Raw genomic sequence first — 19772 nt, 5'->3', positions numbered from 1 at the left:
TGTTCCTCTTTTTTATGCTGTAATTTTGAAATATTATCTTAATACGAAACTTGTTTTAGAAACCAATATATCTCTATCAAAAATATTAATATAATACGTTCCTTTAGCAAAATCTTTCCCTTTTAAATCCTCTGAAACAGTAACTGTTTTGTTTTCATATTTAACATTAGTTGTAAAACTATACGTTAAAGTATTGTCTCCAAAAGTCTCTGTTTTTTTATCGCCTAAAACATTATTCTTACTGTCAATTACTTGAACATAATACATTTTATCTCCTGATTTAGCAATTGGATTTTCAGGAATTGTAAAACTAACTCTAAGAACGTCAGCTCTACTAGCTTTATCAGTTTCTATTTGTTTACCAGAACTTTTTAGTTTAAAAGCCGATCCTCTTGTGTTTAAAACAGTTAATTTTGAACCTATTTCAACTGCTTTTGCTAATTCTTCGTTTTGTCCTGTTAATGCCTCAACATTTTTTTTGGTTTCTCCCAATACTACCACTGTACTATCACGTTGGATAGTCAAGGTTGTATTTTGTTTTTTCAACCCTTCATTCTCGGCCATTAAAACTTTCATATTCCCTTGCAAAGCATTGAATTGAGTTCTGTATTTTGATAATGAAGCTACATCGCCTTTAGATTTACTTAAATCAGACATTAAGTTTACAACTTTATCTCTTTCTTGAATTAGCTCATCAGACATTGATGTGTTTTCCGCAATTGCAGCATCATAAGTAGATTTTAATTCTTGTAAATCTTTCATAACGGATTCTTTTTCGGTCAATGTAGTTTTTAATTCTGTTTTAACTACATCGGCATCAGAAGTCATTTTAAAAATATACACTAAACTTCCCACTAATAAAACTGCTAAAACCGCAATAACCGCTTTAAGACTTGAACTGCTTTTTTGATTTTCCATAATTTGATTTTAATTTTTAATTTATACAAATTTAACAATATATAACCATCTTGTAACGTAAGTTAATACAATTATATTATTTTTGGGAAAAATATTTTTTTTAATGGAAAAAATTATCCCGTTTACTATCAATGATCTTGCAAAAATTACAAACCACAGAAGTGGCGAAATAAAATTTGGAGAAAAAATGATAACCATACCAAAAGAGGCTGATCCTATTGCGTTTCTAAAAACTTGCGACGCAAAATACGTACTATTGGGAGTACCGGAAGACATAGGGATTAGAGCTAATTTTGGTAGACCTGGTGCTGCATCAGCTTGGGATAGTGCCATAAAAAGCATTGCTAACATTCAGCATAATCGTTTTTGCAAAGGAAGCCAATTGATTGTCTTGGGGCAATTAAACGTTAGTGAGGAAATGAGAGAAGTGGAACATTTAGATTTTAATGACATTGACGATCGTTCTAAATTGAGTCAACTGGTAGAAAAAATTGATAAGGATGTTTCTCATATTATTTTTAACATTATAAAATTAGGAAAAACACCAATAGTTATCGGTGGAGGACATAATAATGCCTATGGAAATATAAAAGGATCTGCACTTGCCAAAGGTAAACCTATAAATGCCATTAATTTTGATGCCCATTCTGATTTTAGAATTTTAGAAGGACGACACAGCGGTAATGGTTTTTCGTATGCTTACGAAGAAGGCTTTTTGAAAAAATATTTTATTTTTGGTTTACACGAAAATTACACTTCCAAGAGTGTCTTGGACATAATAAAAAAATTGGAAGACCGTGTGCGCTATAACACCTATGATAGTGTAAACATCCGAAAAGAAAAAGAGTTTAATCAGGAAATGGCTCATGCTTTAGAATTTATAAATGACGATTTTTTCGGAATTGAAATTGATTTAGATGCAATTCCAAACATCGCTTGCAGTGCGATGACTTTAAGTGGTTTCTCAGTGGAACAACTTAGACAATTTATATCCTATTTTGCAAAAAATAAAAATGCAACTTATTTACATATTTGCGAAGGCGCACCAGATTTAGGAGAAGAAAAAAACAATCATTTAATAGGTAAACTTATAGGCTATCTTGTAACCGATTTTATTAAAGCTAATAATCAATAGTTCATTTTATTGCTGAATTTCTTCTTTAAAACTCCAAAAAATCTTTCGAGAATACCATATAAATAGCCATCAAAAATATTAATACTATCTTTGCAAAACTATCTATGTACTTAATACAAGATATTTAATACCAAAATTATGTTATTCGAAGACTTATCGCTCTCAAAAAGTATACAAAAAGCCGTATTTGAACAAGGCTACACCAACCCTACTCCTATTCAAGAACAATCTATTCCGCTAGTATTATCAGGACGCGATTTAATAGGTTGTGCACAAACAGGAACAGGAAAAACAGCCGCATTTGCTATTCCAATTATACATCAATTACACCGAATTGTAGGTTCTTCAAAGAAAGCCAAACAAATTCGTGCTTTAGTTGTTACTCCGACCCGAGAATTAGCGGTCCAAATTGGACAAAGCTTTGATACGTATGGAAAATATACCAACTTGACTCAACTGACCATTTTTGGTGGAGTTTCGCAAAATCCTCAAGTTGATACTTTAAGAAATGGTGTTGATATTTTGGTAGCAACGCCTGGAAGATTACTTGATTTACACAAGCAAGGTTTTATTGATTTAGATCATTTACATACTTTAGTTCTTGATGAAGCGGATCAAATGCTTGATATGGGATTTGTAAATGATGTAAAAAAAATTGTAAAGCTTACGCCAAAGAATAGACAAACATTATTTTTCTCTGCAACAATGCCAATTGCCATTAGAGAATTAGCCGAAATGTTTCTAACAGATCCTGCAACAGTAACTGTTTCACCAGTATCATCTACTGCCGAAAATGTAGAACAACGCGTTTATTTTGTTGAAAAAACAGAAAAAAGAAATTTACTATATCATTTAATTAAAAATGAAAACCTATCCGATGTTTTGGTTTTTTCCAGAACCAAACACGGTGCCGATAATGTTGTAAAAGCATTACGAAAAAACAATATTGCCGCTGAAGCCATACATGGTGACAAATCACAAAATGCAAGACAACGCGTTTTGGACGCTTTCAAAAACAAAGAAGTCGGTGTTTTAGTAGCTACGGATATTGCAGCACGAGGAATTGATATTGACCAATTGCCATTTGTAATTAATTTTGATTTACCAAATATTCCTGAAACGTATGTTCATAGAATTGGCAGAACCGGTCGTGCAGGAAATGGAGGTATTGCAATTTCTTTTTGCAGTAAAGATGAACATGCCTATTGGAAAGACATCCAGAAACTAATAAAAGTGGATGTAAAAACAGTAAATGATCATCCGTATCCTTGGCATTCAGGAAGTCCGGAAACAGCCCCTGCTGCTGCGCAAAAAAATTCAAATCGAAGTGGTGGAGCGCATAAATCCAGAAAATCAGAGGTTTCAAAACAAAATAAGAAACGCTGGTATTAATAACTTCTCCAAAACTAAATTTTCCGCTGTAAGAAATGCCTTTTTAACTTTAGTTAAAAAGGCATTTTGCCGTTAATCCACTTACATTCAACGTTTTGTGTGTTAATTAATATTTTAAAGCAAATAATTTTATTAAATTTGACTTAACTTATTTAAACATTAAAAATTAAAAATTATGGAAAATTTAGTTAAAAGAAACAGTTCATTCCCTTTGATTAATACTGGCTTATTTCCGTCAGTGAACACATTTTTTGATGATTTTGTATCTAGAGATCTTTTTGATTGGGCAGATAAAAATTTTACAGCCCTTGGCAGTAATTTACCTTCTGTAAACTTAAAAGAAACAGAGAATAAATTAGAAGTAGATTTGGCAGCTCCAGGTATGAAAAAAGAAGATTTCAAAGTTGAAATTGACAACAACATGCTTATGATTTCTTCAGAAAAAGAAGAGGAGAAAGAAGAAATAAGAAAAAAAGATAATTACATTAGAAAAGAATTTAATTATCAATCCTTTTTCAGATCTTTCAATTTACCGGAATATATAGATGAAAGTAAAATAGAGGCAAGTTACAAAGATGGAATTCTTCATATTGTTATTGCTAAAAAAGAAGGCGCCAAGAAAAAAGCGCATAAAACTATTGCTATCAAATAAAAAATTGTTTAATATCTTTTATTAAACAATAATTAAAATCGTTGGACCATTTTAAGCAACTGGTTTAACGATTTTAATTTTGAATCATTAGTTCCCTCCCTACTCAACTTTATTAAAAGACAATTTAAATAACATCAAAAAGTGATATTATGAAGACGTCAAAATATTTTTCAAAAAAAGATCAATCTTTAATAGATTACAAAAATATACAAAAAAAAGAGTATCAATTGACTCATTCAAAATTTGAAACAACAATCACTCTTGAAGCTTCGGGAAATAAAAAAACACCAAATCCATTATTATTACTAATGTATTCCAAAGAAAACGAAGTGCTTTTTATTTAGAAAACATGTTGTACATACACTTTATATGAAATAGAACCAATATTAAAATGAAATTGTGATACAATCATCTTCTAAATCAAAACTAAAAAACGGGTGTTAAATCGTGGTTTTTATTTTTTGACAGTAAAACATTGATGATTTTAAATAATTTAACGGAGTCAAAAGGTTTTACAATAATATCATCTATTCCGGCTGAAATAGCTTCTTCAATAATCTCCTCTTTATCAAATGCTGTTAATGCAACAATAGGAGTTTTTATACCTTTAAAACGAATTCTTCTTGATGTTTCAAAACCATTAATTAAAGGCATATTGATATCCATTAATATAACATCAAAAATTTCATCTTCAAGTAATTTTATAGCCTGGTATCCATCATCCACGAGGGTACATTTGTAATTGTTTTTTTTGAGAATTTTTTCAGTAACAATTTGATTAATCTTATTGTCTTCAACCACTAAAACTTTCAATTGTTTGTTTGAAGATAAATCCACTGGAATATCATTTATTATTTCATTGGTTTTCTCAGGATCAAATTCAAAAGCAATTGTAAATGTAAATTCTGTCCCCACACCTATTGCACTTTCGAGCGCAATATCACTTCCAAATAAACCAAGTAAACGCTTTACGATAGATAACCCTAAACCCGTTCCTTGATAATCTACTTCTTTTCTTCCAACCTGAACAAATTTTTCAAAAATCTTATCTTGATCTTCAAAGGCTATTCCTACTCCATTGTCCTTGATCTTAAACTCGATAAAATGTGACTTATCAATAATTTTCTCCAAATTCACATCAATAAATACTTCTCCATTTTTGGTGAATTTTAGAGCATTACTTACTAAATTTATAATTATTTGGGAAAGCCTTAATTTATCTCCGATTAAATATTCAGGAATTGCCGGATCTATATTGACAATGATAAAATTATTATTATTTTTTGCAATAAATGATAATGAGTTTTTAATCATATTTATCTCATCCGAGATATTGAATGTCAAATTTTCAAGTACTATCCTGTTTTCTTCAATTTTATTAATTTGAAGAACATCATTAACAAGTGACAATAAATATCTGGCTGAAAATTTAAGGGAACTCAAATGTGGACTGTTAGCCAATTCTTTATGCTCGTCTAACAGCATGTTAGTAATCCCTACCACTCCATATAAAGGAGTTCTTAATTCATGGGTTATAGTAGAGACAAATTGTGATTTTAGTACTGATGCCTCCTCTGCCTTCTCTTTCGCAATAACCAATTTGTCATTAGCAAGAGAAAGTTCTTTATTGTTTTTTTTCTTGAAATTATTATTTTTATACAAAGTATAAAGCAGCAGTAATAAAACACCTAATATAATGACAAACAATAGGACGATGATTCTGGATTTTCTCAAACTTTGATATTGTAAATCTTTCTCAATTTCAATTTTCTCAATCTCTCTTTTATATTCATCTAACTCGAGATTAATACCCACTATATTTGCCTTTTTAAGGATCTCTTTATTAAAGAGTTCTTCCGTAATTTTATTATAAAGAGCAAGGTTTTCGTATGCCTTTTTGTAATCTCCGTTTTTTAATAAATATTTTGAATACTCTTGGTGAGTATATGATAAATCTGATTTATCATTTCCTTCGTTTCCTAATTTTATACCATTCAAAAAAGAAGAAGTAGCTATTTTATACTCCCCTTTAAACCCATAATACATTCCATTGAGCATATTTAACGCCACAATCGTTCTTTCATCTCCATATTCTTCATGGTATTTATTGATGAATTTTAAATATGGGAAACCTTTATCAAAAAGGCCAATATCAAAATAAGCCCATGTGATATTGAGTTTTGTCAAAACAATCTGGCTTGTATCAGCTAATTTTTTACTGTAATCTAATGAATTTTTATAATAATTTATTCCTTTTTTATATTGTTTTTTTTCAAAACAATATATATTTCCTAAATTATTGTTTATCCAGCCTTTTATAGTGTCATTGTCAGTTTTATTAGCATATGACAATCCTTTTTTATAAAAAAAAATGGCTTTATCATATTCTGATAATTTCTCATAATTTGCCGCAATTGTATTATAGGAATTGGCAACAAGATTATTATCCTTAGCATTTATAGCATGATGTAAAACAAGTCTTGATGTTATTAAAGATTTTTCAAAATTAGCAGCTCTCAAGTATTTAGACGCTTGTTTTGCTAGTTTTGTAATTTCTTTTTTTGAGGGAGTTGGAGTTAAAGAATAACAATTAACATTAAAAATATTTAATGTCAATAGTAATAAAATGATTCTGATTTGATACATATGTTGCTATTCTTGAGCCAAATATACAATATATTAATAAGAAAAGAGTTGTGTTTGTTAATAATATCATAAAATCAAAAATCAGAATGTAAAATATGGATTTTAAAAAAAATAAAAGCAAAAAGTAAAAATATAGCAGTCACTCAGAACCGGAATGAATTAGTATAATGAACAAAAAAAAACTATTTGAAAAAATCAAATAGGCTTACTATTTCTATAAAATAAATTTTTTACTATTATTCAGACACTGCCATTTCATGCTCATCTTCAACTTCCCATTGTCCTACAACTGATGTAGCTAATGCATTCCCTAAAACATTAGTTGCACTACGAAACATATCACAAAAATGATCTATTGGTAAAATTAAAGCGATTCCTTCAATTGGAATATCAAACATACCACATGTTGCCGCTACCACTACTAAACTCGCTCTTGGTACACCTGCAATTCCTTTACTGGTTAGCATCAAAACTAAAAGCATCGTCATTTGTGTTCCCAAATCCAAATCAATTCCATACGCTTGAGCAATAAAAATACTGGCAAAAGTCATATACATCATACTCCCATCTAAATTAAAAGAATAACCCAGTGGTAACATGAAAGAAACAATTCTATCTTTTACTCCAAAACGTTCCAATTCTTCTGTAAGCTTAGGAAAAACGGCTTCGCTACTTGTTGTTCCAAAAGCAATGATTATAGGATCTACAATTCTTTTAAGTAAAACTGTCATTCTACTTTTAAGAAAAATATACCCAATAAGGATTAACACAACCCAAATTGATGAAATTCCAATTAAGAAAGAGCCAAAAAATTTAAAGTATGTGATTGCTAATTCCTGAAAGTCCCTTACTGCAAATACACCCGCAATGGCTCCAAAAACACCTATTGGGGCAAATTTCATTACATAGTTCACCATTTTTAAAACAATATGGGAAGTTTTGTCTAAAGCATTTACAACTGGTTTCACGTAGTCCCCTAAAGCTGCTGCCGCTAAGCCGAAGAAAATAGAAAAAATAACAATTTGTAAAATTTCATTTGTTGCCATTGCCTCAAAAATACTTTTTGGCACAATGTGTTCTATAAAGTTTTCGAAAGATATGCTTTGAGTTTTTGCGGTCACTTCTGATGCAGCAGCTAAATCAACATTTGTCAAATTAAGTCCAACACCTGGCTCAAGTATGTTTACAAAAAACATCCCCAATAACAAGGATATAAATGAGGCTGTAAAAAACCAAGCTAATGCTTTACCACCTATTCTACCTACCGCTTTGATATCTCCTAATTTAGCTATTCCAACAACTAGAGTTGTGAATACTAATGGAGAAATTATCATTTGAACCAATCGAATGAAAACTGTAGCCAGCATTTTTATTTTACCGCTAAAGGATTGGGCAGCTTCTGCTGAAATTGAATTATGAATAATAATTCCTAAAACAGCACCTAAGAACATTGCTATTAGAATTTGCCCTGTAAGGCCTGAGAAAAATGATGGTTTCTTTGTTGTGGTTGTAGTCATTAAATTAGCATATTAATTTCAAGGTTATGGCTCAGGATTTAGCTCGTCAAAATACTGAGTATGCAATTCTATTTTATATAGGTTTTATTGATTAAATAAAAATCAGCTAGAACAATTGCCGCCATAGCCTCTACAATAGGAACTGCGCGGGGAACTACGCAAGGATCATGACGACCTTTTCCTGTCATTTCAGTGATATTTCCTTTATTGTCCAGTGATTCTTGTTTTTGCATAATGGTTGCCACTGGCTTGAAAGCCACACGGAAATAGATGTCCATTCCGTTGCTTATTCCACCTTGAATTCCACCTGAAAGATTGGTTTTAGTTGTTCCATCAGGGTTGTATAAATCATTGTGTTCGCTTCCTTTCATTTTGGCTCCACAAAAACCGCTTCCAAATTCAAATCCTTTTACGGCATTTATAGAAAGCATTGCTTTACCAAGTTCAGCATGAAGTTTGTCAAAAACAGGTTCTCCTAAACCAATAGGCACATTTTGAATCACGCAAGTTACGGTTCCTCCCACGGTATCGCCTTGTTTGCGAATATCACGAATATATTCCTCCATGATTATAGCTGATGCTTCATCAGGACAGCGAACGGGGTTGCTTTCCGTTTTAGAGAAATCTAATTCTTGGTATGGTTTTTCTAAAAAAATAGGACCTACAGAAGAAACGTAAGCATTGATTTTGATTTCCGGTAACATTTGTTTTGCTATAGCTCCCGCAACTACTCTACTAGCAGTTTCACGAGCAGAACTACGTCCACCGCCACGATAATCACGCACTCCATATTTTTTTTCATATACATAATCAGCATGACTTGGTCTGTAATTATCTTTTATATGGGAATAATCATCTGATTTTTGATTGGTATTAGGAATTATGAAACCTATAGGTGTTCCTGTGGTTTTGCCTTCAAAAATTCCTGATAGAAATTGTACGTCATCCGGTTCTTTTCTTTGGGTAACAATTGCCGATTGACCTGGTTTTCTTCTTGACATTTCTAATTGAATTGCTTCTAGATCTATTGTTATTCCAGAAGGGCAACCATCGATTATTCCACCTAAAGCTTCCCCATGTGATTCTCCAAAAGTTGTTATTCTAAATAGTGTTCCGTAGCTATTTCCTGCCATTATATTAAGTTTTGAACAAAAGTACTATTTTAGTTCAACGTTTAAAACTTTATCCCGAGATTTCAAGATAAAGTTTTAAAAAAAATGTGGATTTATTGCCATTGGATTAACATTAAATACCTTTTCTTAACCTTTAATCTAAAAGGTTATTACATTAATTTGTTAAACTTGAATTATAATCTATTGAAAAAATAAAAGTCAAATTAGTCGTTATATAATAAGCACGTTAAGGGATTTATAAAATTGGGTTAAGAACTTAACTACATAGAATGAAATAAAAAAGTGCTGAAAATTATAAAATTACTCGGATACGTAGAAGAAAACCCTTTTGAAATAGTGGACATATTGAACAATCAATTGGTTGCTTTAACAATTTTTCTAAACAAAATGTTTTAATTTGATTTTCGTTATTAAAATCTTAAAAATTGCAAAAAGTGTAAATTATATAACTTTTCTGTAAAATTTTATAACCTTCATATGTAACTTAAGTATACCTTTGTATTAACAAATACTTAACTTATGAAAAAAATCATTTTATCGGCAATAATGTTAATTGGATTAGCATTTACCGCACAAGCACAAGACATTTCGAAAAACGCATTGGGATTACGTTTAGGTGGTAATAATGGTTTTGGTGGAGAACTTTCTTACCAAAGAGCATTAGGAAGCAACAATAGACTTGAACTTGATTTAGGTTGGAGAAACAGAAGTAACTACAACAATAGTGGTTTTGATGACAATGCAGTAAAATTAGCAGCTTTGTACCAATGGGTATGGAACATTGATGGTGGTTTCAACTGGTATGCTGGTGTAGGTGGTGGTGTAGGAAGCTACAATTACGATGACAATGACAACAATTCATTTAATGAAACGTTTGTATTTGCTGCTGGAGATATTGGTATTGAATACAATTTTGACATTCCTTTGTTAATTTCATTAGATTTCAGACCTGAGTTTGGAGGAAATGGATATTACGAAAACAATTATGGTTCTGATATTGCTTTAGGTCTTAGATACCAATTCTAATATTTACCCAAATAAATATACTTAAAACGCCACTAGAAATAGTGGCGTTTTTTTATTTAATAATAATCTCTTTTTTAGAGTTTATTCTGACTACACAAAAAGGATTTGTAAAAGCTTGTGTAACCATTCCGCCAGGTTCAGGATTAGTTTCTTTTACAGTAACAATAATATTTTTATCTGTTTCAACTGCATTATCAATTCCTATAGAATAGCCTCCAGATGTTTTTTCGCCCATATTTAAAACAATGAAATTAGAAGTCTGAATATCATTTGGACTAATTTTATCTTTTAGATTTTCGTCATTTTGCAACATTTTAATTTCATTTGGCTCTGAAAGAATCTCAAAAAAGCGAATGCTTGCTCCTCCATCAGTTTGTTGGGTCAAAACTTCAAACAAGGGTCTTTTATCAGTGCTTTTTGTAGTAGAAGCTCCACAGGAAACCAATAATATACCAAAAAATAACAGTGGTAATTTTTTCATTTTATTTTTTGATTTTTATACATTAAATTAAGAGTCCATTTAAAAAAGTAACCTTATGCATATTTATTTATCGCTTTTTGATATAATTTCTCATACAAAGGCAAAATGTTTTTAATGTCAAATTTCTTTGCAACTGATAGTGCATTTTCTTTGAATTTAGCAAGAGTTGTATCATCTCTTAAAATTTTTAGTGCATTCTGAGCCATTTCATCTGTATTGCCCACATCACTCAAATATCCTGAAATACCCTCAAAATTCACTTCTGATAAGCCTCCCGAATTACTCGAAATTACCGGTACTCGCCAAGCCATGGCTTCTAGTGCAGCAAGCCCGAAACTTTCGGTTTCAGAGGGCAACAAGAATAAATCAGTATAGCTTAAAATTTTATCAATTTCATTACTATTACCAAAGAATATCACTTTGTCCACTATGCCTAATTCCTGACATAAATATTCCGCTTTTTCTTTTTCCGGACCGTCACCTACCATCATCAATTTAGCGGGGATCTCTTTTTGAATATTATAGAAAATTTTAATCACATCAGGAATTCGTTTTACTTTTCTAAAATTACTTATATGAGTTATTATTCGCTCATTTTCCTTTGCCATTATGGAACGATGACAAGCAATAGTAGGATCATTGACGTTTTTATCCAATTCTATAAAATTAGGAATGACCTCAATTTCATTTTTTATATTAAATAATTTAAGGGTATCGTCTTTCAAACTTTGGGAAACCGAAGTAACAAAATCAGATTTATTTATACTGAAAGTTACAGCAGGTTTATAAAATGGATGATTCCCAACAAGGGTGATATCAGTTCCGTGAAGCGTTGTTACCATTGGAATATTAATTCCTTCATCCTTCAACATTTGTTTTGCCATATAGCCTGCATAAGCATGCGGAATGGCATAATGCACATGGAGTAATTCTATTTTATATAACTTTACCATATCAACCAATTTACTTGACAAAGCCAATTCGTAAGGTTGGTAATGAAATAATGGATATTCAGGAACATTAACTTCGTGGTAATGTACATTTGGATTTAAAAGAGCCAAACGTACGGGCTGACTGTAGGTTATAAAATGTATTTCATGACCACGCCGTGCCAATTCAAGACCTAATTCTGTAGCGACAACACCACTTCCTCCAAAGGTAGGATAACAAACTATTGCAATTTTCATGTATGTATTTTAATGAAACGAAATTAATAAAAATAGGAATGGGTTTTATGGAAATTTAAGTTAAATAGTTTCAAACTTAAAATTTCATCCGTTGAATTCTTACGGCATTTAAAATCGCTAATAAAGCCACGCCAACATCGGCAAAAACGGCTTCCCACATCGTGGCTAATCCACCGGCGCCAAGAACCAGTACAATTGCTTTTACTGTGAATGCCAACCCAATGTTTTGCCAAACGATTTGTTTTGTTTTTCTACCAATATTTATTGCTGTAAAAATTTTCGTGGGCTGGTCGTTTTGAATAACGATGTCGGCAGTTTCGATAGTGGCATCGCTTCCTAAACCACCCATTGCAATTCCGGCATCGGCAAGGGCTACAACCGGCGCATCGTTTACCCCATCACCCACAAAGGCAATTCTTAGGTTTTGCTTTTTAAGCTCTTCAACTTTTTGGATTTTGTTTTCGGGTAACAAATCTCCAAAAGCCTGGTCAATGTTTAATTCTTTGGCAATTGCTGAAACTACTGCTTGTTTATCGCCTGAAAGCATTATGGTCTTAATATTTATTTTGTGTAAACTTTGAACTGCTTCTTTTGCATCTTCTTTAATCTCGTCAGCAATTAGAAAATAGCCGGCATATTTTTGATTGATTGCAATAACGATAATTGTAAAAGGGGTGTTGTCGATTTCGGGATCATAACTGATATTGAATTTTTTTATCAGTTTTATATTTCCTGCCAAGATTTCGTTTCCGTCCACTTTTCCTTTAAGTCCGTGTCCTGCAATTTCTTCTACATCAGTAACGGTTGTATTTTTTTCTGAACCTTTTGCATATTCAATAATAGCTGTTCCAACCGGATGCGTCGATTTGGTTTCAAGCGCGGCTGTATATTTTACTAAATCGGCTTCGAGAATACCCACGGCAACTACTTTTTGAACTTTGAAAACGCCTTTGGTCAATGTTCCTGTTTTGTCCATAACGATTACCTGAACGGAAGCCATTAGATCAAGAAAATTTGACCCTTTGAATAAAATTCCATTTTTACTTGCTGCTCCAATACCACCGAAATAGCCTAATGGAATGGAAATTACCAACGCACAAGGACAAGAAATTACCAGGAAAATTAATGCCCTGTACAACCAGTCATTAAAATCGTAGTTTTCGACAAATAGCATTGGAAGTAAACAAATCCCGATTGCCAGAAATACGACTACTGGCGTATAGATTTTGGCAAATTTTCTAATGAATAATTCAGTTGGTGCTTTTTTGGCTGTTGCATCTTGCACCATTTCGAGAATTTTAGATAATTTACTATCGGTGTAGGCCGTAGTTACCTCGACAAGAACAACTGTATTGAGATTTATCATTCCGGCAAGAACCGTTGCGTCTTTTTGTTTGGTATCTGGCTTACTTTCTCCTGTTAGCACCGCGGTGTTGAACGAGGCTGTATCAGAAAGTAATTTTCCGTCTAATGCTAATTTTTCTCCCGGTTTTAATTGAATGATTTCTCCAATGGTGATTTCGGATGCTTTTTTAGAAATGGCATTTTCACCTTCCATTACAGTTGCAGTATCCGGTCTTTGGTCTAATAAGAATTTGATGTTTGATTTTGCTCTTTGAACTGCTAATGTTTGAAACACTTCGCCAACGGCATAAAACAGCATTACAGCAACACCTTCGGGATATTCACCAATATAGAAGGCTCCTAAAGTGGCAATGGTCATCAATAAAAATTCCGTGAAAATTTCTCTTTTTTTTATGGCTTCCAATGCTTCTTTGAACACTGGAAATCCAACAGGTAAATAGGCTATTATATACCACGCAATTCTAACCCAACCGCTAAACCAGGATTGAGGAAAAAAATTATCAAATAGTAACGCAATTAGCAATACTACTAAACTTATTATTGAAGGTACAAACATTCCAAAAACACTTTGGCTATAGTTTGAATGGTCGTGATCGTGTCCGTCATCAGAGTGATTTTCCGGCTCGCCATGAGAAGAACAACATCCCACATCATCGTCTGTTTTAGTATCCGTTTTTTCGTCTAAAGCACAGCACGATTGTTTGCCGCCAGCTTCGTCTTTATGTTTGTGTATCATTTTAAATAATTTTATCCTTAATAAAAAAAGTGAAATAAATAATAACCAAAAGTGTCATTATTGCTGTAGTTATAAATGTTGCAGCAAAGCCCACTAAAACACCAATTAAAACTATTGAAAAACCAATAGATTTAAGATAAATAGGCATTATAGGGTAAAGCATTTCGCTAGCCATATCAGTAAACAAACTTACCAATGCTAGTATCCAGACTGTTTTTGTTATATAATTAAATATTTTCACTTTGAACAGTTTCATTTTAATTAATAATCTTAACCTCTATTTATAGTCACTTATCTTTTTAGATCTTTTTTTATTAATCCATTTATTCACTTTATAGTTAAGATAAGCCGAGCCGCTTCCTATAATTGCTCCTGCTACCACATCACTTGGATAATGAACTCCTGAATGCATCCGAGAATAAGCAATAGCACTTGCCCATACAAATGAGGGGGCAATCACATACCATTTGGGATACGCCATGCTCAATGATGTTGCTGTTGCAAAAGCTAAAGAAGTATGACCTGAAGGAAATGAATCACCCAGTGACGTTGTTGCTTTGTCAATATCTTGATAGGTTTCAAATGGTCTGTTCCTTTTTACCGTATGTTTCAATGCAGTGGTAACAAATGCATTCACTAAAAATGTTTCACCAATAAAAATCGCCTGTTTTTTGATTGTACTATCTTTCTTTATTAATCCAACAGAGTAAATAATAAGGGGAGTTGCAACACTGAATGGAACCGCACTATTAGTTACTAACTTAAAAGTGGGATCTAAGTTTTTATTTCTATCTACATTAATATCCCGTAAAATATTTATATCAATATTTTGGGCACTTACAAAAGTCATGCAAAAAAGCAACACAATTAAATTCACTTTTGCAAAAACCTTCTTTTTATTTTTCATTAAACTCTTTTTATATCAAATATAATATAATACACGGTAAAATTTGGAACTAAATACTTCAAATAAAATTCACAAAAGCCATTTTAATAGAAATAGTCCAAATGAAATTGTTTCCTAATTCCATTTGGACTATAGCCTAATTATTCCGTCAAAATTGCGCTAGTTTACAATCGCTTCATAAATCACCTTCTGGATATCTTCACGAATGTTTTCTTTAGATAATCTATTTTCGGCAGCAATTGGAAAAGTTCTGTTGGATAAAAATACATAGACGATTTTAGTTTCAGGATCAGCCCAAGCCATCGTTCCTGTATAACCGGTGTGCCCAAAACTTGTCATCGAAGCACAACCGCATGTAGGTCCTTCAATACCCAATTGTGGTTTATCAAAACCAACACCTCTCCTATTCCCTGCAGCACAAAAATAACACGTATTGAAATCTTCAAATGTTTTTTCAGAAAAATACCGCTGATTACCGTAACTTCCTTTTTGCAAATAAAGCTCCATTATTTTAGCCACATCCATGGCATTCGAAAAAACTCCGGCATGACCCGAAACTCCACCTTCTAATGCAGCCGACAAATCATTGACATAACCTTGCAAAAGTTGACGACGGAAATACGTATCTGTTTCTGTTGGAGGAATTCTGTTTTTATCAAATTTAGCTAATGGATTGAAACTGGAATTATTCATTCCAAGTGAGCGATAGAAATTCTCTTGAATTAAAACATCTAATGTTTTACCCGTTGTTTTTTCTAAATAATCTTTCAAAATCATAAAAGTAAGATCACTGTATTTGTATTCTTTTTTCAATGATACTTTACTTTTAACAATCATTTTCATAATCGTGTCGCTAAAATCATTTCTTATAAAAAGACTATCTCCCAATTGCTTAGAAAACTGACTATCAGGAATCTTCCTAAAATAAGTTTCAGAAGATTTTGATTTGTCAATGGCTGCTTTATAAAATGGAATCCCTGCAGCAAGCCCGGCATAATGAGACAATAAATCCTTGAAATTGATATTTTGCTTATTCGAATCTTTAAAAATAGGGCACATAGATCCTAATGTCGTTTCTAAATTTATTTTCTGCTGATCGTATTGCAGCATCACATTAGGTAAAGTAGCCAAAATTTTTGTCAACGATGCAACATCATAAATATCTGAATTTTGAACCTTCAAAGTTTTATCATAGGTATGATGTCCAAACGATTTTTGATAGATCACTTTCCCGTTTCTCGCTACCAAAACCTGAATTCCCGGTGTCATTTTAGCATTAATCGCTTTATTGGCGATGCCATCAATTTTTGACAAAATCGTAGAATTCATCCCTACATTTTCAGGAGTTGTGAATCCTAATCGATTTAATTTTTCGGTTACTAATCCATCATTTACTTTGAAACTTGAATTGATAGAAACCGGTAATTTTCCTTTAGCTTCAATCGCTCCAAAAATTAATTCTGCCGAAACGACTTGTGCAATAGCACTATTTTGATAGGAAACGACCATTCCTTCGATAGCATCAAAATTTGCAAAAGGTAATAATGAATATGGTTTGGCAAAAACATCCAGAATTACATTATTATTTTTGGCTAAAAAATTTATCTTAAATAATTCATTTGATTTTAAATCCTCGTTTTTAAAAGCAACATCCGATTTGTGGTATCCAATGATTACAGTTGTAAACGGTTGTAATTTTACTTGTAAACTGTCCAGATTAGTATCTGCAATTACAGTTACTTCGGTGTATTTCTTCAAAGTCGAAACAAAAGCATCATTGTTATCATCTCCTATTTTTACGTAAGCTATTTTTTGTTTGTCCAAACTTTTTATTGGTAAAACAAAAGCCGTATTTTTTAGAACTGTAACTGCATTTTCATACAATTCATACTGTAAAGCATCATTTTCAGATGAATTTAAATCGTTATATAAATTATCTGTTGCAATAGGTTTATAAGAGTTTAAACCCGCTTTATATTTGAATTTTAATATTTTCTTTACAGAAAAAGCCAATCTTTCGGCTGAAAATAAATTAGCCGAATAAGCAAGTTTAAATTTTTCAATTGCTATCGGAACATTTTCAGGAAATAATAATACATCATTTCCAGCCATAAAAGCTTCAAAATTAATTTCGCCAGGCAACTTGAAGTTACTTACACTTTTCATATTCAAAGCATCGGTAAAAATAAGTCCTTTGAATCCCAATTCTTTTTGAAGAATATTGGTTACCACATTATAGGAAATTGAAGAAGGAAAATTAGGCCTTATCTCTAAACTAGGTACATTTAAATGTGCCACCATAACTGAGGAAAGTCCTTCGTGAAACATTTTTTTATAGGGGTAAAACTCTACTTGTTCTAATCTTTCCTTAGAAAAATTAATCGTTGGCAATCCCTTATGAGAATCAATTTCAGTATCGCCATGCCCCGGAAAATGCTTACCAGTCGAAAATATTCCCTGGCTTTGAACTCCTTTCATTAGAGCTATAGCTCGCTCAGTAACCTTGAATTTATCTTCACCAAAAGAACGAAAACCTATAATGGGATTTCTGGGATTCGTATTGATATCGAGAACTGGAGCAAAATTAAATTGTAATCCCAATCGCTTGCTTTGTTTGCCCATTTGGACACCAACTTTCTCTAACAATTTCATATCCTGAATGGCTCCAAGAGTCATATTCCATGGATATCTAGAGGTCGAATCAAGTCGCATATTCAAACCCCATTCCGCATCATTACCAATAAACAATGGGATTTTTGATTTAGATTGAAAACGATTAATAAGTTTTACTTGACGAACCGGACCTCCTTGGAAGAAAATTAATCCTCCAATTTTGTTTTCCTGTATCAGTTTATCAATTGCGTTGAAGTGTACGGTATCTTTATTAGAATAAGCGGCAACCATAAATAACTGCCCTAATTTTTCCTCTAAAGTCATAGCATTATAGAGACTATCGACCCACTTATTACCTTCGGGTGACAATTCAAAAAGTTTCGGCGTATTACTTGAATTTATACTGTCCAAATTTTCTGTTTTGGACGGAACGTTGGTTAAAATCACTTTATTCTTATTAATTTTTGTACCAACACAACTAGTAGCAACAAAAAGAAATAAGACATAAAAAAAAACAATTTTGATGCCTGTTTTTTTCATTGAACTATTTTGTTTAAAAAAAGCGACTATGCCAGCTGTCCATGGCAGGAACTTCCCAGGATTCATTATATTCTTCTATAGTATTAACTAAATTATTGAAAACTATAGTATTTTCAGTAACTGCTTTATCTTTTACCATCTTTTTGAAATCAATAAGGGGCTTGTGCGCAATATGCTCCCCTAATTTGAAAGTCACATTCATTTTATCCAATAAATCTACACTGTATTTTTGTTCTAAACTTTGAATAAATTCTACAGAGGAATCTATAGAACAACCCGTTGCAGCCTGAACATCTTGATTTACAGCGATAATAATAAATCGGTTGTATTTTAATTGGTAGGACGATTCTAAACTGGTACCATGAGCCGCCCAACCCTCAAGAAAAGATTGCAAGGCAGTCTCAATTTCGGAAAATTCGGCATCCGAAAACTTTCTGTTCGATTGATAAATCCAGATTTTGGATTCTTCGGGTAAATTTTCAAATGGAACGTACATGATATTTAATTATAAATTGTGAATTTTAAATAAAAAAGTAATAAATATTGAATCAATACTTTATTACAAATCTTGGGCATTGGCAATCAATTCGGCAATGTCCATTACTTTTACTTCGCCTTCTTTTTCTTTATTTTTAATACCATCAGTCATCATAGTATTACAAAAAGGGCAACCAGCAGCGATTATTTCTGGTTTTGTTTCTAATGCTTCTTCAGTTCTTTCAATATTGACTTCCTTGTTTCCAGGCTCGGCATCTTTAAACATTTGGGCACCACCAGCACCACAACATAATCCGTTTGCTTTAGAACGTTTCATTTCTACTAATTCGGCATCCAATTTAAGAATCAAATCTCTTGGCGCTTCATATACATTATTGGCTCTTCCTAAATAGCAAGGATCATGAAAAGTAATTCGTTTTCCTTTAAATTGTCCTCCTTCAATGGTCAATCTTCCATCATCCAACAAAGATTTTAAAAACTCTGTATGATGAACTACTTCATATTTTCCACCTAATTCAGGATACTCATTTTTGAGCGTATTAAAACAATGCGGACAAGCCGTAACAATTTTTTTTGCTTCATATGCATTTAAAACCTCAATATTCATCATGGCTTGCATTTGAAACAAGAACTCATTACCCGCTCTTTTGGCTGGATCGCCAGTACAACTTTCTTCTGTACCAAGCACTGCAAAAGAGACATTTGTACGATTTAAAATTCGTACAAATGCCTTAGTAATTTTTTTTGCTCTATCATCAAAACTTCCTGCACAACCTACCCAAAACAAAACTTCTGGTTGTTTACCTTGAGCTAACATTTCGGCCATAGTTGGCACTATTAAATTCTCTGACATACTATTTTGTTGATTCGGTTATTTTCCCCTCCCCAACCCTCCCCGAAGGGGAGGGAGCCGAGATTGGAATGTGTTACTGGATTGTTTTTGTATGCTTTAAAATTATTATTGCGTTATTATTGCATTGTTATTATTTACTCCTACTTTCCAGTTTTAACTCCCTCCCCTTCGGG

At 32.3% G+C, this 19772-nt stretch carries 17 protein-coding genes; 5 read left to right on the top strand and 12 right to left on the bottom strand.

Annotated features, from left to right (window positions below):
- Window positions 1-33 precede the first annotated feature (33 nt).
- Complete coding sequence (locus ACNO7W_RS05375) at window positions 34-918, bottom strand: hypothetical protein (protein ID WP_417937317.1); 885 nt, start codon at window positions 916-918, stop codon at window positions 34-36.
- Between the two features lie 103 nt (window positions 919-1021).
- Between ACNO7W_RS05375 and ACNO7W_RS05370 the strand changes: the two genes are divergently transcribed.
- From ACNO7W_RS05370 to ACNO7W_RS05355, 4 genes are all read left to right on the top strand, one after another.
- Entirely contained in the window at window positions 1022-2053 is a 1032-nt protein-coding gene (locus ACNO7W_RS05370) for a formimidoylglutamase (protein ID WP_143387854.1), read from the top strand.
- A 138-nt stretch (window positions 2054-2191) separates the two neighbouring features.
- A complete protein-coding gene (locus ACNO7W_RS05365) occupies window positions 2192-3445 on the top strand; it encodes a DEAD/DEAH box helicase (protein WP_417937316.1) in 1254 nt (417 codons plus the stop codon).
- Window positions 3446-3620: 175 nt separating this feature from the next.
- Window positions 3621-4097 carry an Hsp20/alpha crystallin family protein gene (locus ACNO7W_RS05360; RefSeq protein ID WP_417937315.1) on the top strand — a complete coding sequence of 159 codons (477 nt, stop codon included), beginning with the start codon at window positions 3621-3623 and terminating at the stop codon, window positions 4095-4097.
- Between the two features lie 149 nt (window positions 4098-4246).
- Entirely contained in the window at window positions 4247-4441 is a 195-nt protein-coding gene (locus ACNO7W_RS05355) for a hypothetical protein (protein WP_417937314.1), read from the top strand.
- Between the two features lie 82 nt (window positions 4442-4523).
- On the opposite strand, the gene ACNO7W_RS05350 is transcribed toward ACNO7W_RS05355, so the two are convergent.
- The 3 genes from ACNO7W_RS05350 to aroC form a co-directional block, all read right to left on the bottom strand.
- Window positions 4524-6743 carry a response regulator gene (locus ACNO7W_RS05350; RefSeq protein ID WP_417937313.1) on the bottom strand — a complete coding sequence of 740 codons (2220 nt, stop codon included), beginning with the start codon at window positions 6741-6743 and terminating at the stop codon, window positions 4524-4526.
- A 236-nt stretch (window positions 6744-6979) separates the two neighbouring features.
- Complete coding sequence (locus tag ACNO7W_RS05345; RefSeq protein ID WP_417937312.1) at window positions 6980-8260, bottom strand: dicarboxylate/amino acid:cation symporter; 1281 nt, start codon at window positions 8258-8260, stop codon at window positions 6980-6982.
- 68 nt (window positions 8261-8328) lie between these two features.
- Complete coding sequence (gene aroC / locus ACNO7W_RS05340) at window positions 8329-9393, bottom strand: chorismate synthase (protein ID WP_143387848.1); 1065 nt, start codon at window positions 9391-9393, stop codon at window positions 8329-8331.
- A 519-nt stretch (window positions 9394-9912) separates the two neighbouring features.
- On the opposite strand from aroC, the gene ACNO7W_RS05335 reads away from it, so the two are divergent.
- The gene (locus tag ACNO7W_RS05335) at window positions 9913-10419 is read left to right on the top strand and encodes a porin family protein (RefSeq protein WP_143387847.1); all 507 of its coding nucleotides are present in this window, start codon (window positions 9913-9915) and stop codon (window positions 10417-10419) included.
- Window positions 10420-10471: 52 nt separating this feature from the next.
- Here ACNO7W_RS05335 and ACNO7W_RS05330 read toward each other — a convergent pair whose 3' ends face one another.
- The 8 genes from ACNO7W_RS05330 to ACNO7W_RS05295 form a co-directional block, all read right to left on the bottom strand.
- Window positions 10472-10900, bottom strand: coding sequence for a protease complex subunit PrcB family protein (locus tag ACNO7W_RS05330; protein ID WP_143387846.1), 429 nt, complete (start codon window positions 10898-10900; stop codon window positions 10472-10474).
- 53 nt (window positions 10901-10953) lie between these two features.
- Complete coding sequence (gene bshA / locus ACNO7W_RS05325; RefSeq protein WP_143387845.1) at window positions 10954-12087, bottom strand: N-acetyl-alpha-D-glucosaminyl L-malate synthase BshA; 1134 nt, start codon at window positions 12085-12087, stop codon at window positions 10954-10956.
- Window positions 12088-12163: 76 nt separating this feature from the next.
- Window positions 12164-14188 (bottom strand): heavy metal translocating P-type ATPase, encoded by a 2025-nt coding sequence (locus ACNO7W_RS05320; RefSeq protein WP_417937311.1) that lies wholly within the window; start codon window positions 14186-14188, stop codon window positions 12164-12166.
- 1 nt (window position 14189) lies between these two features.
- Window positions 14190-14444, bottom strand: a complete 255-nt coding sequence (locus ACNO7W_RS05315; protein ID WP_417937310.1) for a hypothetical protein — start codon at window positions 14442-14444, stop codon at window positions 14190-14192.
- Window positions 14445-14465: 21 nt separating this feature from the next.
- Window positions 14466-15095, bottom strand: a complete 630-nt coding sequence (locus tag ACNO7W_RS05310) for a phosphatase PAP2 family protein (RefSeq protein ID WP_417937309.1) — start codon at window positions 15093-15095, stop codon at window positions 14466-14468.
- Between the two features lie 159 nt (window positions 15096-15254).
- Window positions 15255-18248, bottom strand: a complete 2994-nt coding sequence (locus tag ACNO7W_RS05305) for a glycoside hydrolase family 3 N-terminal domain-containing protein (RefSeq protein WP_417937308.1) — start codon at window positions 18246-18248, stop codon at window positions 15255-15257.
- A gap of 13 nt (window positions 18249-18261) precedes the next feature.
- The gene (locus ACNO7W_RS05300) at window positions 18262-18744 is read right to left on the bottom strand and encodes an ABC transporter ATPase (protein ID WP_417937307.1); all 483 of its coding nucleotides are present in this window, start codon (window positions 18742-18744) and stop codon (window positions 18262-18264) included.
- 63 nt (window positions 18745-18807) lie between these two features.
- Window positions 18808-19599, bottom strand: coding sequence for a (Fe-S)-binding protein (locus tag ACNO7W_RS05295; protein WP_314897780.1), 792 nt, complete (start codon window positions 19597-19599; stop codon window positions 18808-18810).
- Window positions 19600-19772 lie beyond the last annotated feature (173 nt).

The sequence above is a fragment of the Flavobacterium sp. ZB4R12 genome (assembly GCF_048276375.1).
GTDB classification, from domain to species: Bacteria; Bacteroidota; Bacteroidia; order Flavobacteriales; family Flavobacteriaceae; genus Flavobacterium; species Flavobacterium gawalongense.
Note: the sequence above shows the minus strand (reverse complement) of the source record. Positions and strands in the feature narration are given on the sequence as shown.